This is a genomic window from Pseudomonas rhizozeae, assembly GCF_031583775.1.
GTDB lineage: Bacteria > Pseudomonadota > Gammaproteobacteria > Pseudomonadales > Pseudomonadaceae > Aquipseudomonas.
Map to the genome: position 1 here is coordinate 24,339 of NZ_JAVLSB010000064.1, position 15,030 is coordinate 39,368.

15 protein-coding genes are annotated in these 15,030 nt (G+C 63.7%); 13 read left to right on the top strand and 2 right to left on the bottom strand.

The genetic code is table 11. The annotated features are described in order from the left end of the window. The first annotated feature begins 103 nt into the window (after positions 1-103). Positions 104-1,069, top strand: coding sequence for an alpha/beta hydrolase (locus RG836_RS22690; RefSeq protein WP_310849758.1), 966 nt, complete (start codon positions 104-106; stop codon positions 1,067-1,069). On the opposite strand, the gene RG836_RS22695 is transcribed toward RG836_RS22690, so the two are convergent. After that, on the bottom strand, positions 1,066-2,877 hold the full coding sequence (locus RG836_RS22695; RefSeq protein WP_310849760.1) for an ABC transporter ATP-binding protein: 1,812 nt from the start codon (positions 2,875-2,877) through the stop codon (positions 1,066-1,068). The two genes, RG836_RS22690 and RG836_RS22695, sit on opposite strands and share 4 nt — an antisense overlap. A gap of 171 nt (positions 2,878-3,048) precedes the next feature. Here RG836_RS22695 and RG836_RS22700 point away from each other — a divergent pair, with 171 nt between their 5' ends. From RG836_RS22700 to RG836_RS22730, 7 genes are all read left to right on the top strand, one after another. Further along, positions 3,049-4,092 carry a hypothetical protein gene (locus RG836_RS22700; protein WP_310849763.1) on the top strand — a complete coding sequence of 348 codons (1,044 nt, stop codon included), beginning with the start codon at positions 3,049-3,051 and terminating at the stop codon, positions 4,090-4,092. Between the two features lie 248 nt (positions 4,093-4,340). Continuing rightward, the gene (locus RG836_RS22705) at positions 4,341-4,766 is read left to right on the top strand and encodes a RidA family protein (RefSeq protein WP_310849764.1); all 426 of its coding nucleotides are present in this window, start codon (positions 4,341-4,343) and stop codon (positions 4,764-4,766) included. A gap of 30 nt (positions 4,767-4,796) precedes the next feature. After that, positions 4,797-5,951, top strand: a complete 1,155-nt coding sequence (locus RG836_RS22710) for an ABC transporter ATP-binding protein (protein WP_310849766.1) — start codon at positions 4,797-4,799, stop codon at positions 5,949-5,951. Beyond that, a complete protein-coding gene (locus tag RG836_RS22715) occupies positions 5,948-6,952 on the top strand; it encodes an NAD(P)H-quinone oxidoreductase (protein WP_310849768.1) in 1,005 nt (334 codons plus the stop codon). The genes RG836_RS22710 and RG836_RS22715 overlap by 4 nt, the downstream gene beginning before the upstream one ends. Positions 6,953-6,983: 31 nt before the next feature. Beyond that, positions 6,984-7,595, top strand: coding sequence for a glutathione S-transferase family protein (locus RG836_RS22720; RefSeq protein ID WP_310849770.1), 612 nt, complete (start codon positions 6,984-6,986; stop codon positions 7,593-7,595). 15 nt (positions 7,596-7,610) lie between these two features. Continuing rightward, the gene (locus RG836_RS22725; protein WP_310849772.1) at positions 7,611-8,057 is read left to right on the top strand and encodes a type II 3-dehydroquinate dehydratase; all 447 of its coding nucleotides are present in this window, start codon (positions 7,611-7,613) and stop codon (positions 8,055-8,057) included. Next, positions 8,054-8,986 (top strand): 2-hydroxyacid dehydrogenase, encoded by a 933-nt coding sequence (locus RG836_RS22730; protein ID WP_310849774.1) that lies wholly within the window; start codon positions 8,054-8,056, stop codon positions 8,984-8,986. Before RG836_RS22725 ends, RG836_RS22730 begins: the two co-directional genes overlap by 4 nt. Positions 8,987-8,989: 3 nt before the next feature. On the opposite strand, the gene RG836_RS22735 is transcribed toward RG836_RS22730, so the two are convergent. Next, positions 8,990-9,964: a LysR family transcriptional regulator gene (locus RG836_RS22735; RefSeq protein WP_310849775.1), complete on the bottom strand. Its 975-nt coding sequence runs from the start codon at positions 9,962-9,964 to the stop codon at positions 8,990-8,992. 346 nt (positions 9,965-10,310) lie between these two features. On the opposite strand from RG836_RS22735, the gene RG836_RS22740 reads away from it, so the two are divergent. The 5 genes from RG836_RS22740 (at position 10,311) to argE (ending at position 14,995) form a co-directional block, all read left to right on the top strand. Beyond that, a complete protein-coding gene (locus tag RG836_RS22740; RefSeq protein WP_310849777.1) occupies positions 10,311-11,339 on the top strand; it encodes a polyamine ABC transporter substrate-binding protein in 1,029 nt (342 codons plus the stop codon). Between the two features lie 95 nt (positions 11,340-11,434). Next, positions 11,435-12,289 (top strand): ABC transporter permease, encoded by an 855-nt coding sequence (locus RG836_RS22745; RefSeq protein ID WP_310849779.1) that lies wholly within the window; start codon positions 11,435-11,437, stop codon positions 12,287-12,289. A 1-nt stretch (position 12,290) separates the two neighbouring features. After that, complete coding sequence (locus tag RG836_RS22750; protein ID WP_310849780.1) at positions 12,291-13,109, top strand: ABC transporter permease; 819 nt, start codon at positions 12,291-12,293, stop codon at positions 13,107-13,109. Positions 13,110-13,165: 56 nt separating this feature from the next. Further along, positions 13,166-13,840 carry a DUF1028 domain-containing protein gene (locus RG836_RS22755; protein ID WP_310849782.1) on the top strand — a complete coding sequence of 225 codons (675 nt, stop codon included), beginning with the start codon at positions 13,166-13,168 and terminating at the stop codon, positions 13,838-13,840. Then, positions 13,841-14,995: an acetylornithine deacetylase gene (gene argE / locus RG836_RS22760; protein ID WP_310849784.1), complete on the top strand. Its 1,155-nt coding sequence runs from the start codon at positions 13,841-13,843 to the stop codon at positions 14,993-14,995. The last annotated feature ends 35 nt before the right edge of the window (positions 14,996-15,030 follow it).

Below are 15,030 nucleotides of genomic sequence, written 5' to 3' on the forward strand. Positions count from 1 at the left end.
CCCACAGATCCAGCGGTGTGAGCGGCATCCGTCGAATTAATCCCCACCGCCGCGCGACTTCTGTTAAAACCCGAACGTTGCGCCCAACCTTGCGGACCACCGAATGTTTTCCACCCTGATAAGCCGCCTGGCCCGCCGCTGGCTCACCGTGTTGTGCATGGCCACGCTGATCGTCGGCCTGCCCGCGGGCTGCGCCGCGCTCAAATACAAGGAACGCGAGTTGTTGTTCCGCATCGAGCCCGGCACCGCTGGCTGGTATCGCGGGCTGCCGAGCGACGTCCAGGAATTCGACATCAAGCCCGCCAGTTTCAAGGCCGGGCAAAATCTGCACGCCTGGTGGTGGCCGGCGGCGCGCAAGGATGCGCCGGCAATTTTGTATCTGCACGGCGTGCGCTGGAACCTCACCGGCCAGGCGTTCCGCATCGAGCAATTGCGCGCCATGGGTTATTCGGTGCTGGCCATCGATTACCGCGGGTTTGGCCAGAGCAAGGGCGACTTGCCGTCGGAGGCCAGCGTCTACGAAGACGCGCGCGCCGCGTGGCAACGCTTCACCGAGATGCAACCGGACGCCGGCAAACGCCTGATCTACGGGCACTCCCTCGGCGGTGCGGTAGCCGTCGATCTGGCCGCAGAGCTGGCGGCCCAGGCCAGCAAAGACAAGGTCCCGGTGCCGGTGCGTGGCCTGGTGATTGAATCCACCTTCACCTCCCTCGGCGATGCGGTCGCCGCCGTGGCCGACAACAACTTGCCGGTCACCTGGCTGCCGGTGCGCTGGTTGCTGTCGCAGAAATTCGACTCCATCGACAAAATCGCCGACATCGGCATGCCGCTGCTGGTGGTCCATGGTCAAGCCGATGCCTTTATGCCGTCGCGCTTCAGCCAGCAACTGTTCAACGCCGCCAATGAGCCCAAACGGCTGTTGCTGGTGCCCGGTGGCACGCACAACAACAGCATGAGCCTGGGCGGCAGTCAGTATCGGCAAGCCATCGACGGCTTGATCAAGGCCCGGCCGGCCACACCGGTTGCGCAGACGGCGTCGGGGGGCAATGCGTCAACGCCGCGCAGTTAGCGATACCCCCTCGCCTGCAAATCAAACAACTGCGCATAGCGTCCGCCAAGGCTGAGGAGGGCTGGGTGATCACCCTGCTCCAGCAGGGTGCCCTGGTCGAGGACAATGATGTGGTCGGCGTTGCGCACGCTGGAGAAGCGGTGCGAGATCAGCAGGGTCATGCGGCCCTGGGTGTGCTGGCTGAAGTGTTCGAACACCGCGGCTTCGGCGGCGGGGTCGAGGGCTGAAGTGGGTTCGTCGAGGATCAGGATGTCGGCGTCGCGGCGCATGTAGGCGCGGGACAGGGCGATTTTCTGCCATTGGCCGCCGGACAATTCCTGGCCGCCGGCGAACCAGCGCCCGAGCTGCGTGGCGTATCCACGATCCAGGCCTTCAATAAACGGCGCGGCCATGCCTTCGGCGGCGGCGTCTTTCCAGCGTTGCTCATCGTTGAATGCCCGGGTGTCGCCGACGCCGATGTTTTCGCCGACGGTGAACTGGTAGCGAATGTAGTCCTGGAAAATCACCCCGATCCGCCGCCGCAGCGCTTGCTCTTCCCAATCCTGCAGATCGCTGCCGTCGAGCAGGATGCGTCCCTGGTCGGGACGGTACAGGCGGGTCAGCAACTTGATCAGCGTGGTCTTGCCGGAACCGTTCTCGCCGACCAGCGCCAGGCTGCGCCCCGGCACCAGGTGCAGGTCGATGTCGGCCAGTGCCGCGCGGCTGGAACCGGGGTAACGGAAGCCGACCTTTTCGAAGCGCAAGCCATCGCCCGGCAATTCGCCCACGGTCAGGTGCCCCGGCGTCGCCACCACCGGTTCAGCCAGGTATTCGTAGAGGCTCGACAGGTACAAGCCGTCCTCGTACAAACCGCTGATGGCGCTGAGGCTGCTGCTGACCGCGCTTTGCCCTTGCTTGAACAGCACCAGGTACATGGTCATTTGCCCAAGGGTGATGCTGCCGTGCACGGTGTCGATCACCACCCAGGCGTAGGCCAGGTAAAACGCCCCAGTGCCGAGCAGGCCGAGGACGAAGCCCCAGCCATCCCGGCGCAGGGTCAGGCGTCGGTCTTCGGCGTACAAGCGGTTGAAGGTCTCGCGATAACGCTGCAACAACAGCGGCGCGAAGCCGAACAGCTTGACCTCCTTGATGTAGGCCTCGTGGGACAGCAGCGTCTCGATGTAACTCTGCTGACGGCTCTCCGGCGCGCGACGGGTGAACAGCCGAAAGGCATCGCCGGAAAAATGCGCCTCGGCAAAAAACACCGGCAACGCCCCGATCACCAGCAGCACCAGGGCCCAAGGCGAGAAGTGCACCAGCAACACACCGAAGCTGATCAGCACGATCAGGTTCTGGATCAGCCCCAGGGATTTCATCACCAACGCCAGCGGCCGGGTCGAGGCCTCTCGGCGTACCCGCACCAATTTGTCGTAGAACTCGGAATTCTCGAACTGCACCAGCGACAGGGTTTGCGCCTTTTCCAAAATCAGCGTGTTGACCTTCTGCCCCAACTGCACCCGCAACAACGATTGCTGCACCGACAACGCCCGCTGCGCACCGGACAGCAACGCCAATACCCCGGCTTCGAACAACACGTAACGCACCACTGGCCACAGCGGCGCACTGCCCTGCTGTGCGTGCAATTGCATAGCGGCGACCACCGCGTCGACGATCCGCTGGCCAAGCCACGCCGCCAGCGCCGGAAGAATGCCGGCCACCAGGGTCGCGACGATCAGGCCAAGAAACAACGCGCGGGAGGTGCTCCAGACCAGCAGCAAGGCACGCCGTGCCTGGTCGAGCAGCGAAGTAAAACGAGTGAGGGTGGGCATTGACGGCTCGGCGATCGTGAACGATGGGCCATGGTACTGCGGCCCACGCGCGGCTGCTTCAGGGCTTTTTGCCGACATGGAATAAATCGCCACGCCCAGGCGTTTTAGCTCAGTGGATAACTGGGTGCCCTCAGGGGTTCAGGCAGAACTTACTTTCCAGAGGCTCGACGGATGCTGCGAATTCTTGATTCCTTTCAACAGTACTTCAACTGGTTGACCACCGGTGACTACTCGATGCCGCCGGTCACCGGCGGCGTACTGCAGCGGCGCCCACAGGCGTCTGTGCAGTCGCCAGTCAGCGATATGCCCACGCGGCCGCCCGCCATCGTCGAAGCCGCGCCGAATGCCGGGCCACCAGCCGCGCCGTTTCCGCCGCCACCGCCGATGAATGGCTTGAACGTGATGAACATGAACCCCGCACCGCCCGCCATGACGTTGCTGGAGGAGTTGAACAGCGCTGCGGCCAAGGAGATCCGTCTCAGCGCGCACATGCGCGCGCGTCAAGAGGACGGCGGCCACGTGTTCGCTCGGCATGGTCCTTCCCTGACCGACCAGCAACTGATGGACAGACTGCTGACCGGTCTCGATCACGAGGGCGAAATCGCCCCCACCAGTGGCGTCAGTTCCCGATTCGCTTCGCGGGAAATGTTCGTCGGCACCTTTAAAACGGTGCACCAGAGCATGACCCAGGCGTTGGCCAATACCCGCGCCTACCTGCGAGATCCGATCGCGCTCTGTGCCGAACTCGAAGCCGATTTCCTAACCGCTGCCCCTGCCGCGCGAGCGGCGGTCGTGGCCCGGCGCGGGGAAGCTTACAACGATCTGCGCCAGTCACTGTTGGCGGTGAACTCGATGACCCATCATTTGCCGGTGCAATGGGACGTGGTCCGGCGCTGTGTGACGTTGTATTCGCGCTACACGGTCAAACACCCGCATTACAAGCAGTTGGGCCATGGCTATTACGGCACCGGGCCGAAACCGAACACCTTAGTGATGGGGCGTTTGCCCAAAGGCCTTGGTACTCAGCGCGAAATGCAGATCTATGACCGCGCGCATCTGTTCAATGGTCCGGCGCAGCACACGCTGACGGTTTTCGTCGCACCGGATGAACAGCACAACGCGTTTGGCCTCAAGCATGACATCTCCACCTGGCCCCTGATCACCCACTACCCGCAACACGACAACAACATGACCGTGGTCATCATCGGACGCTAACCCCGAAAAAGGTCAGGCGGCGGCGTGAAACGCCGTTCACGCTAACCTTCAATCTGCCAGGCGATCAGCCATTGAACGGCTTGATCGCCTGGTGCCAGAGCCTTCAACGCGCCGTCAAACCCGCCACTTCAGCCCACACCGAATCAGGCTTCGGCTTTTCCTAAGCACTACCCCGCGCAAATGCTGGTTTCGTCAAACCGGGGGCAATGTGAAGCTGGGTTCATTCCGATCCCTGAGAGCTTCCCGGCATGCCTACTCACACCCGCATCCGTATGTTCAACACCAAAGAGACCTACCCCAACCAGTCGCTGGACAACGACCTGTGCCAGGCGGTGCGCGCCGGCAATACCGTGTACGTGCGCGGCCAGATTGGCACCGACTTCGCCGGCAACCTGGTCGGCCTCGGTGATCCGCGCGCCCAGGCCGAGCAGGCGATGAAAAACGTCAAGCAATTGCTCGAAGAGGCCGGCTCCGACCTCTCGCACATCGTCAAGACCACCACTTACCTGATCGACCCGCGCTACCGCGAGCCGGTGTACCGCGAGGTGGGCAAGTGGCTCAAAGGCGTGTTCCCGATCTCCACCGGCCTGGTGATTTCCGGCCTCGGCCAGCCCGAGTGGCTGATGGAAATCGACGTGATCGCGGTGATCCCGGACGACTGGCCAGCCGCCTGACCTCTTAGCCCCCTTCTCAACGGAGCGCCCATGGCGACTGCACAGATCAAACCCTTTACCCCCGCGACCAGCGCCGAACTCGCGGAATTGGCGCCGCGCAACGTAGCCGTGCAACTGGACAACGTGCTCAAGCGCTTCGGCGACTCGACGGCGCTGCACAAGGTCTCGCTGAAGATCATGGAAGGCGAGTTCGTCACCCTGCTCGGCCCTTCGGGCTGCGGCAAAACCACGCTGCTGAACCTGATGGCCGGTTTCGCCGAAGCCGACAACGGCGAGATTTTCATCGATGGCCAACTGGTCACCGAGACCCCGCCATACCAGCGGGAAATCGGCATCGTGTTCCAGAACTACGCGCTGTTCCCGCACATGAGCGTGGCGAAGAACGTCGGTTACGGCCTGCGCATGCGCCGCGTGCCCAAGGCGGAAATCGCCGAACGGGTGGAGCAGGCGCTGGCGCTGGTGAAGCTGCAAGGCTACGGCGAGCGCAAACCGAGCGAACTGTCCGGCGGCCAGCAACAACGGGTGGCCCTGGCGCGGGCGTTGGTGATCCGGCCCAAGGTGTTGCTGCTCGATGAACCGTTTTCCGCACTGGATAAAAACCTGCGGCTGTCGATGCAACTAGAACTCAAGGACATCCAGCGCAAGCTCGGCGTCACCACCGTGTTCGTCACCCACGACCAGGGCGAAGCCCTGAGCATGAGCGACCGGGTGGTGGTGATGTCCGCCGGCCACGTGCGGCAGATCGGCAGCCCGGATGACATTTACCGGCGCCCGGAAGATCCGTTCGTGGCCAGTTTCGTCGGCGACGTCAACGTCCTGCCGGGCCGTTACGTCAGCCGCGACGAGATGGCCACCGTGGAACTCGGCAACAGCCCGCTGCGTCTGCCCGCCGAGCGGGTACACGCAGCCGTCGGTGCGCGCCTCGACGTCTACGTCCGCCCGGAAAACATCCGCCTCGGCGCGCTCGGGCCGAACTCACTTCTGAGCGCCACGGTGACTGCCCATGTGTTCCAGGGTGATCACGTCGACATTCATCTGGACGTGCCAGCCCTCGGGCAAACCCGCCTGTTCGTTCGTCAGTCCGGGCTCGACGCCTTGACCCGCTGGCCCGTCGGCGCCGCCGCGGGTCTGACCTTCGATGACGAGGGCGTCTGCGCTTTCGCCCTGGAGCCGCAAACCCCATGAACCTGCTTGCCGAAACAATCAACGCGGTGATCGCCCGTGAACCCGGCGGCCCTGACGTGCTCCAGTCAGTGCAACGGCCGATGCCCCAGCCACAGGCCGGCGAGCTGCTGATCCGCACCGCCGCCGCCGGGGTCAATCGTCCCGACCTGATGCAGCGCAGTGGCATGCCGGTCCCGCCGGGCAGCAGCGACGTGCTGGGCCTGGAAGCAGCCGGCACGGTGGCCGCTGTCGGTGCCGGGGTCACGGATTTCGTGGTCGGTGATCGGGTCATGGCGTTGCTCAGTGGCGGCGGTTACGCCGAGTACTGCGTGGCCATCGCCGAGCATTGCCTGCCGGTGCCGCAGGCACTGTCGCTGGAGCACGCCGCCGGGGTGCCGGAAGCGGCCTTCACGGTGTGGCACAACCTGTTCGAATTGGGTCGCCTGCAAGCGGGCGACACGGTGTTGATCCACGGCGCCGCCAGCGGCGTCGGCAGTTTTGCCGTGCAGTGCGCGCAAGCCGCCGGCGCCCGGGTGATTGCCACGGCGGGCGGCGCGCAGAAAGTCGCGATGCTCGAAGCCTTGGGGATCTGGCGCGCCATCGACCGCCACAGCGAGGATTTCGTCGAGGTGATCAGGCAGTGCACCGAGGGCCGTGGGGTCGATGTGGTGCTGGATAACGTCGGCGGTCCCTATGTGGCGCGCAACCTCGACGCCATGGCGCCGGGCGGCCGCCACGTCAGTCTGTCGTTCCTGCAAGGGGCGAAGATCGAACTCGATCTGCAACTGCTGATGCGCAAAAGCCTGAGCCTCACGTCGTCGACCTTGCGCCCGAAAAGCCGCGAGGAAAAAGCCCGCCTGGCCTCGTGCATTCGCCAACATCTGCTGCCATGGCTGGCGTCCGGCGCGGTGCGCCCGTTGATTTACGCGCAACTGCCGTTGTCGCAGGCCGCCGAGGCCCATCGTTTGCTGGAGGCCAACGCCAATCTCGGCAAGGTGCTGCTGACCGTGGCCGCGCTGTAGCCCGATCACGATTCATAACCCGGAAGCCGCCATGTTCAAACTGTACTTCGCCTCGACCTCGGCCTTCGTGCGCAAGGTGATGGTCAGCGCGCATTGCCTGGGCATCACCGAGCAGATCGAACCGCTGGAATCCGCCGCGCACCCGATCCACCGCGACGTGCGCATCGCTCGCTTCAATCCGCTGGCCAAAGTGCCGGCGCTGCAAACCGCCGACGGCTTGTGCCTGTACGACAGCCGGGTGATTTGCGAGTACCTCGATGCGTGGGCCGGTGGTTCGCTGTTCGGCAACGGTGCGCAGCGCTGGCTCAACCTGGCCCGCCAGGCGCTCGGTGATGGTTTGGTGGACGCGGCGTTGCTGGCCCGGTACGAAACCAGCGCGCGGCCGGCCGACAAACAGTGGCCGGCATGGCGCGAAGCACAGTTGACCAAGGTGCACGCGGCCCTGGCGGAGATCGAACGCCAGGCCCCGCAGTTGAGCCCGACGCCCGACGACATTGGCGTGATCGCTATCGCCTGCGGTCTCGGCTATCTGGATTTCCGCTTCGCCGAACTCGACTGGCGGGCGCACCACCCCGCCGCCGCCGACTGGTTCGACGGTTTCGCCCAACACCCTGCCATGCTCGCGACCCGACCGGTCGCCTGACGCCCTGGAGTCCCCATGCCCCACACGGTTTATTTCCTCAACGGCCCCAACGCCAACCTGTATGGCCTGGACAAATCCGGCACCTACGGCAGCGAAAGTTTCGCCAGCATCGAAGCGCGCTGCCAGGCCCACGCCAGCGAACTCGGCCTGCACCTGGCGTTTCGCCAGAGCAACCACGAAGGCGTGCTGGTGGACTGGATTCAGGAAGCGCGGCTGCACGCCAGCGCGATCATCATCAACGCCGCCGGGCTGACGTATAGCTCGGTGCCGATCCTCGATGCCTTGCTGGCCTTCGACGGCCCGATCATCGAAGTGCACATGAGCAATATCTGGAAGCGCGAAAGTTTCCGTCATCACTCCTACGTGTCGAAAGCCGCCACCGGGGTGATCGCCGGTCTCGGTCAATTGGGCTATCGCATGGCACTGAGCGCTACTGCCGAATTGCTGGAAGCGCAGGCATGATCCCGACGCTGGTGTTCTACAGCCAATTCGACAGTTTCGAGGAATGGCAGGCGTTGCTCGCGCCACTGTTGCCCGGTGTGCGCATCTGCCAGGCCGAAGACGTCGACGACCCGGACAGCGTGCTCTACGTACTGGCCTGGAAACCGCCGCACGGCTTTTTTGCCCCGTATCGCCAGCTGCAATTGCTGGTGAACCTCGGCGCCGGAGTCGATTCGCTGGTCGGTCGTGATGACCTGCCCAAGGTGCCAATTACCCGGGTTTCCGACCCCGACATGGGGCGCATGATGGCCGGCTACGTGCTGTTCGCCGTGCTGCGTTATGCACGCGATATCCCGGCGTTCGAACGGGCGCAACGGCAACGCCGCTGGCATTACCTGCACCCGCGTTTGCCGTCGAGCGTGCGAGTCGGGGTGCTGGGTCTGGGCGAACTGGGGGCGTACACCGCGCTGGAACTGGCGCGCCAGGGCTTCGATGTGCGCGGCTGGTCGCGCTCGGCCAAACAACTCGATGGCGTGAACTGCGTCAACGGCATGGAGCAATTGGACGGCTTCCTCGCCAGCAGCGACATCCTGGTGGTGATGCTGCCACTGACCGCGCAAACCGAAGGGCTGTTGTCGGCCGAACGCCTGGCGTTATTGCCGGCGGGCAGTTGCTTTATCAATGTGTCGCGCGGGGCAGTGGTCGACCAACAAGCGCTGACTGCTGCGCTGGCCAACGGGCAGATCAGCGAAGCGACCCTCGACGTGTTTGATCGCGAACCGCTGCCGCCGCAAGACCCGCTGTGGGCCATGGACAACGTGTTGATTACTCCGCACCTGGCCTCCGTGGCGATCCCCGCCACCGGCGCGGCGCAGGTTGCCGAAAACATCCTGCGCCTGGGCCGGGGTGAAACGGTGCTGCACCAGGTCGACCCGGTGCGCGGTTACTGACGCCTAGCCCACACCCTTGAGCGTGCGTACGGTGTGCGGATCGAAGAAACTCGGCGCGGCCATGCCGGGAATGTACTGGTCGGAGACGAACATCCGGCACCGCTCGGCGAAGGCACTGACCACCCGCGACAGCTGCGAGTTATTGGCGGTCGCGTAGCCGAGTTGCATCGGCCGATGCTCGCCGGCCAGGCGCACGCGGATCAGGCGTTTGCCGTCCTGGGTCAGGTTGGCCTTGGGCCGCACGTTGGCGATGCTGTAGCCGACGCCGTTAGCGACCATCGCCCGCACCACTTCGAGGTTGCTCGAGCGCATGACGATGTTCGGCGTCACCCCGGACTGCATAAACAGGCTGAGGAAATACTCGCGGCTCAGCGGAATATCGAGCAGCACCATCGGGTAGGTTTCCAGGTCATGGAAGGTCACCGCCGGCAGGTTCGCCAACGGGTGATGCTCGCCCACCATCAAATACGGTGGCAACTGCGCCAGGGGCTGGAAGTCGATGTCGTCACTGACCGCGAGGTCGTAGGTCAGGGCGATGTCGATCTCGCCGCTGCGCAGTTTTTCCAGCAGTTGTTCATGGTTGCCTTCGACCTGAGTGATGCGCACGCCGGGGAACGCCCGGCCAAAGCCGAACACCAGTTCTGGGGTGATCATCGGCGCCAGCGATTCCAGGCAGCCGACCCGCAACGGCCCGCGCACCATGTTCAGCGACTCCGAAGCGATGGTGTAGAGGTTGTTCATCTGCTCGAGAATCAGCTTGGCTTCTTTCAGCACATGGCGGCCGATGGTGGTCAGCGACACCCCTTGCGCGTGATGGCGGATGAACAGCTGCACACCGAGTTCGGATTCGATGTGGGTGATCGCCGCCGAGATCGAAGGCGACGACACGTGAATGCGCTCCGAGGCGCCGAGCAGGCTGCCGGCCTCACCGGAGGCGACGAAGTATTCGAGTTGGCGTTGGGTGATTCGACTGAGCATAGAAGGCTCTCCAGGCAATGAATCGAGCGACGCGCCTAGGCGCCTTGGTTCAATGCAAGTGAATGCAGGGAGCGTGCCGGGGCCGCGCGAAGCCTGATCTTCACCCCGTGCCGGGGGTCCGGCCAATGCGTGTTTACCGCAGCGTTGCTTAGGCAAAACCTGCGCAAACCTCCCGTCAGGGCTGCATCAGGAATTCCGACGCAGTAGCACGGCAAAGCCTGTTTTACCGAATCGCCGCCCTCCCCCCATCATGGGTTCATCAAGCCATCACGGCCCTCGCACCAATACAGGGCACCAGAGTGGCGCACCACTTGCCAACCTTCGAATCACCCATGAGGAATAGAAAATGCTGCGTAACGCCATTGCCTTGACCGTGTTGAGCGCCAGCCTGCTGGCGGCTGCAAATGCCCACGCCGCTGACAAATTAGTCGTCAGCACCTGGGGGGGAAGCTTTAAGGAACTGATCGACGAAGCCATCGGCAAGCAGTTCACCAAGGAAACCGGCGTCGAAGTCGAATACGTCACCGGCGGCACCATCGACCGTTTGAACAAAGCCAAACTGGCGGGCAAAGCGGAAACCGACCTGACCTTCACCACTTCGCACGTGGGCTGGCTCTACACCACCGACGGCCTGTTCGAAACCCTGGACATGAGCAAGCTGCCGAACGCCGCCAACCTGGTGCATCAGGCGCAGCTGAGCCCGTCGCACATCGGCGTCTGGGGCTACGTCTACACCATCGGCTACCGTCCGGACCTTGTGCCGAAGGGCGAAACCTTCGACAGCTGGAATGACCTGTGGAAACCGGAACTCAAAGGCACCCTGGCCCTGCCAGACTGGGACCCGAGCCACATCATCGCGGTCTCGGCCAAGCTAGCCGGCAGTGATGCCGAGCACTGGGAAAAAGGCCAGGACAAGCTCAAAGCGCTGATCCCCAACATCAAATCGTTCTACACCAACGACGCCAACAGCCAGCAACTGATCGCCACCGGCGAGACCCCGGTGCAAGTCATGCTGTCGATGAACGCCTACCACATGATGGAAGAAGGCGTGGACATCAAACTGGCAATTCCCAAGGAAGGCGCGGTGCTGGGCGTCGACGCGATGGGCATCAACAAAGGCAGCAAGCAAGCCGAGCTGGCCTACAAGTTCATGAACATCGCCCTGTCGCCGGACGTGCAAGCCAAGATCGCCAAAATCAACCACGGCAGCCCGGTGGTGACCAACGCCAAGGTCGACCCGGAAATCGCCAAGCTGCCAGGGATGCTCACCACCCCGGCGCAGTGGGACGCGACCCTCAACGTCGACCCGAAACTGCGTGCCGAGAAGTCCGCCGATTGGCGCAAGTGGTTCTCTGAAAACATCATGGCGCATTAAGCCCGACCACCGGCGCGGCGTGGTCCGCGCCGGTTTCGGTTGAGCCAGTTATCCCAGCGGCCAGGCCTGACGGCCGCTTTTGACGGAACCCTCCAATGACTCGAAAACCTGCGTTTGTCCTGTGGTTCGTGCTGCCCGCGGCGCTGACCGCGCTCGGCCTGACCCTGGCCATGCTGACCGTGCTGCAATACAGCGTGCGCGCGTACATTCCCGGCTCGCTGGACGTTGGCGGCTTCACCCTCGACAACTTCCAGGGCTTGCTCAAAGGCCTCTACGCCCAGGCGTTCTTCAACACTGTGTCACTGAGTTTCAAGACCGCCGTGTTCGGCCTGCTGCTCAGCTATCCGCTGGCCTATGCCCTGGTGCGCACCCGCACCGGGTGGTTGAAGTCGAGCATTCTGATCATCGCCATCACCCCGCTGTTTCTCGGCGAAGTGGTGCGCACCTATTCGTGGATTATCGTTTTGGGCAGCAGCGGCTTTCTTAATAGCCTGTTGCTGTCCATCGGCCTGATCGACAAGCCGTTGCAACTGATGTTCACCCAGACCGGCGTGGTGTTGGCGCTGGTGCACGTGACGATGCCGATCATGGTGCTGATGCTCGCCACCGGGCTGTCGCACATCAACCCGGCCTACGAAAAAGCCGCCACCAGCCTCGGCGCCGGGCCGATCCGCGCGTTCCTCACCGTGACCCTGCCGCTGTCGCTGCCGGGCATCGTGGCCAGCCTCACCACCGCGTTCGCCTGGACCTTCAGCGCCTTCGCCACGCCACAACTGATTGGCGGCGGCAAAGTCAGCACCATCGCGACGCTGGTGTATCAACTGGGCTTCTCATCGCTGAACTTCCCGTTCGCCGCGTCCCTGAGCGTTGCCGGGTTGATCCTCACGGTGTTGCTGCTGGTGTCCCTCAAGCGCATGACCCGTTCCCTGCAAACCGCCGGAGGCCACTGACATGACCCGTTCCAATCACGATAAATGGCTGGGGTATGCCGGTCGCGCGCTGGTGGCGCTGATCCTGCTGTTCGTGCTGCTGCCGACCGTGGTGGTGGTGATTTCGTCGTTCAGCAGCACTGCCGTGCTGTTCTTTCCGCCCAAGGGCTGGTCGCTGCGCTGGTTCGAGCGGGCGCTGAACTACGACGACTTCCGCAACGGTTTCTACGCCGGGCTGATCATCACCGCGTGGGCCTCGACCCTGGCGGTAGTGATCGGCACCACCCTGGCGATTGCCATCCACCGCTACGAATTCCGCTGCAAGCGGGTGCTCGAAGGTGTGCTGCTATCGCCGCTGTTCATTCCGCACTTCACCATCGGCCTCGGCCTGTTGATGCTGGTGGCGCAACTCAATCTGGGCCGCGGTTATACGCTGGTGATCTTCTGCCACATCGTGCTGGTGCTACCGTTCGTGCTGCGCAGCCTGTACGTGTCGCTGCACAACCTTGAGCAGCGCATAGAACTGGCCGCCGCCAGCCTCGGCGCGTCGCCGTTGCGAGTGGTGTGGACCATCACCGTGCCGCTGATGATCCCCGGGCTGTTCGGCGGCTGGCTGTTCGCGGCGATCCTGTCCTTCAACGAATTCACCGCCTCGCTGTTCGTCACCACCCAGGTCACCCAGACCTTGCCGGTGGCCATGTACAACTACGTGCGCGAGTTTGCCGACCCGACCCTGGCGGCGCTGTCGGTGATGTACATCGCCTCGACGGCCACGTTGCTGACGCTGGCCAATCGTTTCCTCGGACTGGGCCGCGTGCTCAACGTCGAGGGTGCGCGATGAGCCGTGCGCCGCAGACGTTCTGACACTTTGCCTCTTCGCATACAGGATCAATCACCATGACGTTTTCAATCATTGGCCGCTGTGCCGAAACCGGTCAGTTGGGCATCGCCATCAGTTCGTCGAGCATTGCCGTCGGCGCCCGTTGCCCATGGCTGCGCCCCGGCGTGGGTGCGGTGGCCACGCAAAACATCACCCTGCCCGCGTTGGGGTTGGTGGTGCTGGATCAACTGGAGCTAGGCGTGTCGTTGCAGCAAGCCTTGGACACGGCGATCAGCAACGACCGGCATGGCCAATACCGGCAGCTCACCGCCATCGACCACCACGGCAACACGGCGTTTTTCAGCGGCAGCCACACCCTCGGTTGTCACCATGCGCTGGCCGGTGAGCAGTGCGTCGGCGCCGGCAATATGTTGTCGGATCAATCCGTCATCGAGGCGCTGGTCAAAGCGTTCGAGACCAGCACCGGGCACTTGGGCGATCGCTTGATCACCGCCATGCAAGCAGCGGTGGCTGCCGGTGGCGAAGCCGGGCCGGTGCATTCGGCGGCGATGGTGGTGGTCGATGAATTGATCTGGCCCATCGCCGATTTGCGCGTCGACTGGGCCGAGCACGACCCGATCGGCCAACTCGAACAGCTGTGGCTTGCCTACCGGCCGCAATTGCAGGACTACATCACCCGCGCCCTTGATCCGACCCAGGCACCGAGCTATGGCGTGCCAGGAGACGAATGAATGAGCGCCAGCCAATCACTGTTGAAATCGCTGATCGCCTTCGACACCACCAGCCGTGAATCGAACCTGCACCTGATCGAGTTCGTCCGTGACTACCTGGCCGGGCTGCAGGTGCCGTGCTCGCTGATCTTCAACGAACAGCGCAGCAAGGCCAACTTGTTCGCCACGTTGGGTCCGGATGACCGGCCGGGCATCGTGCTCTCGGGCCACACCGACGTGGTGCCGGTGGATGGCCAGGCGTGGACGGTGCCGCCGTTCGAACTGAGCGAACGGGACGGCAAGTTGTACGGCCGTGGCACTGCGGACATGAAGGGCTATATCGCCTGCGTGCTGGCTGCCGTGCCGGCGTTGTTGGCCGCACCGCTGCGCCTGCCGGTGCACATTGCCCTGTCCTACGACGAAGAGGTCGGTTGCCTGGGCGTGCGCTCGTTGCTGGCGGAGCTGCAACAACGGCCGCACACGCCACTGCTGTGCATCATCGGCGAACCCACCGAGCTGAAACCGGTGCTCGGCCACAAAGGCAAACTGGCGATGCGCTGTGATGTGCACGGCGCAGCCTGTCATTCGGCCTACGCGCCCAACGGTGTCAACGCGATTGAGTACGCCGCCGAGCTGATCGGTGAACTGGGCCGCATCGGTTCGACCCTGCGCGCACCGCACCTGCAAGACCCACGCTTCGACCCGCCCTTCAGCACGGTGCAGACCGGCGTGATCAGCGGCGGCACCGCGCTGAACATCGTCCCCGCCGACTGCCGTTTCGACTTCGAAATTCGCGCCTTGCCCGACCAGGATCCGCAGCAGGTCGCGCAGCAATTGCAGACCTACGCCCAGCAACAAGTGCTGCCGCGCATGCAAGCGGTCAACGCCGCCAGCAGCCTGCGTTTTTCCGAGCTGTCGGCGTACCCAGGGTTGGCCACCGACGCCCACAGCCAGGCCGCGCAATTGATTGCCGAGTTCTGTGGTTCGGAGGCTTTCAGCACCGTGGCGTTCGGCACCGAGGGCGGGCTGTTCGATGCGATCGGCATCCCCACGGTGGTCTGCGGCCCCGGCAGCATGGACCAGGGCCACAAGCCCGATGAGTTCGTCAGCGTTGCGCAATTGCACGCCTGCGATGTGATGCTCGAACGCCTCACGCTGGCGGTGCGCCAGGCCTGACCTCGCTTTGTTTTTTCCTAAGCGCTGGGTTCGCA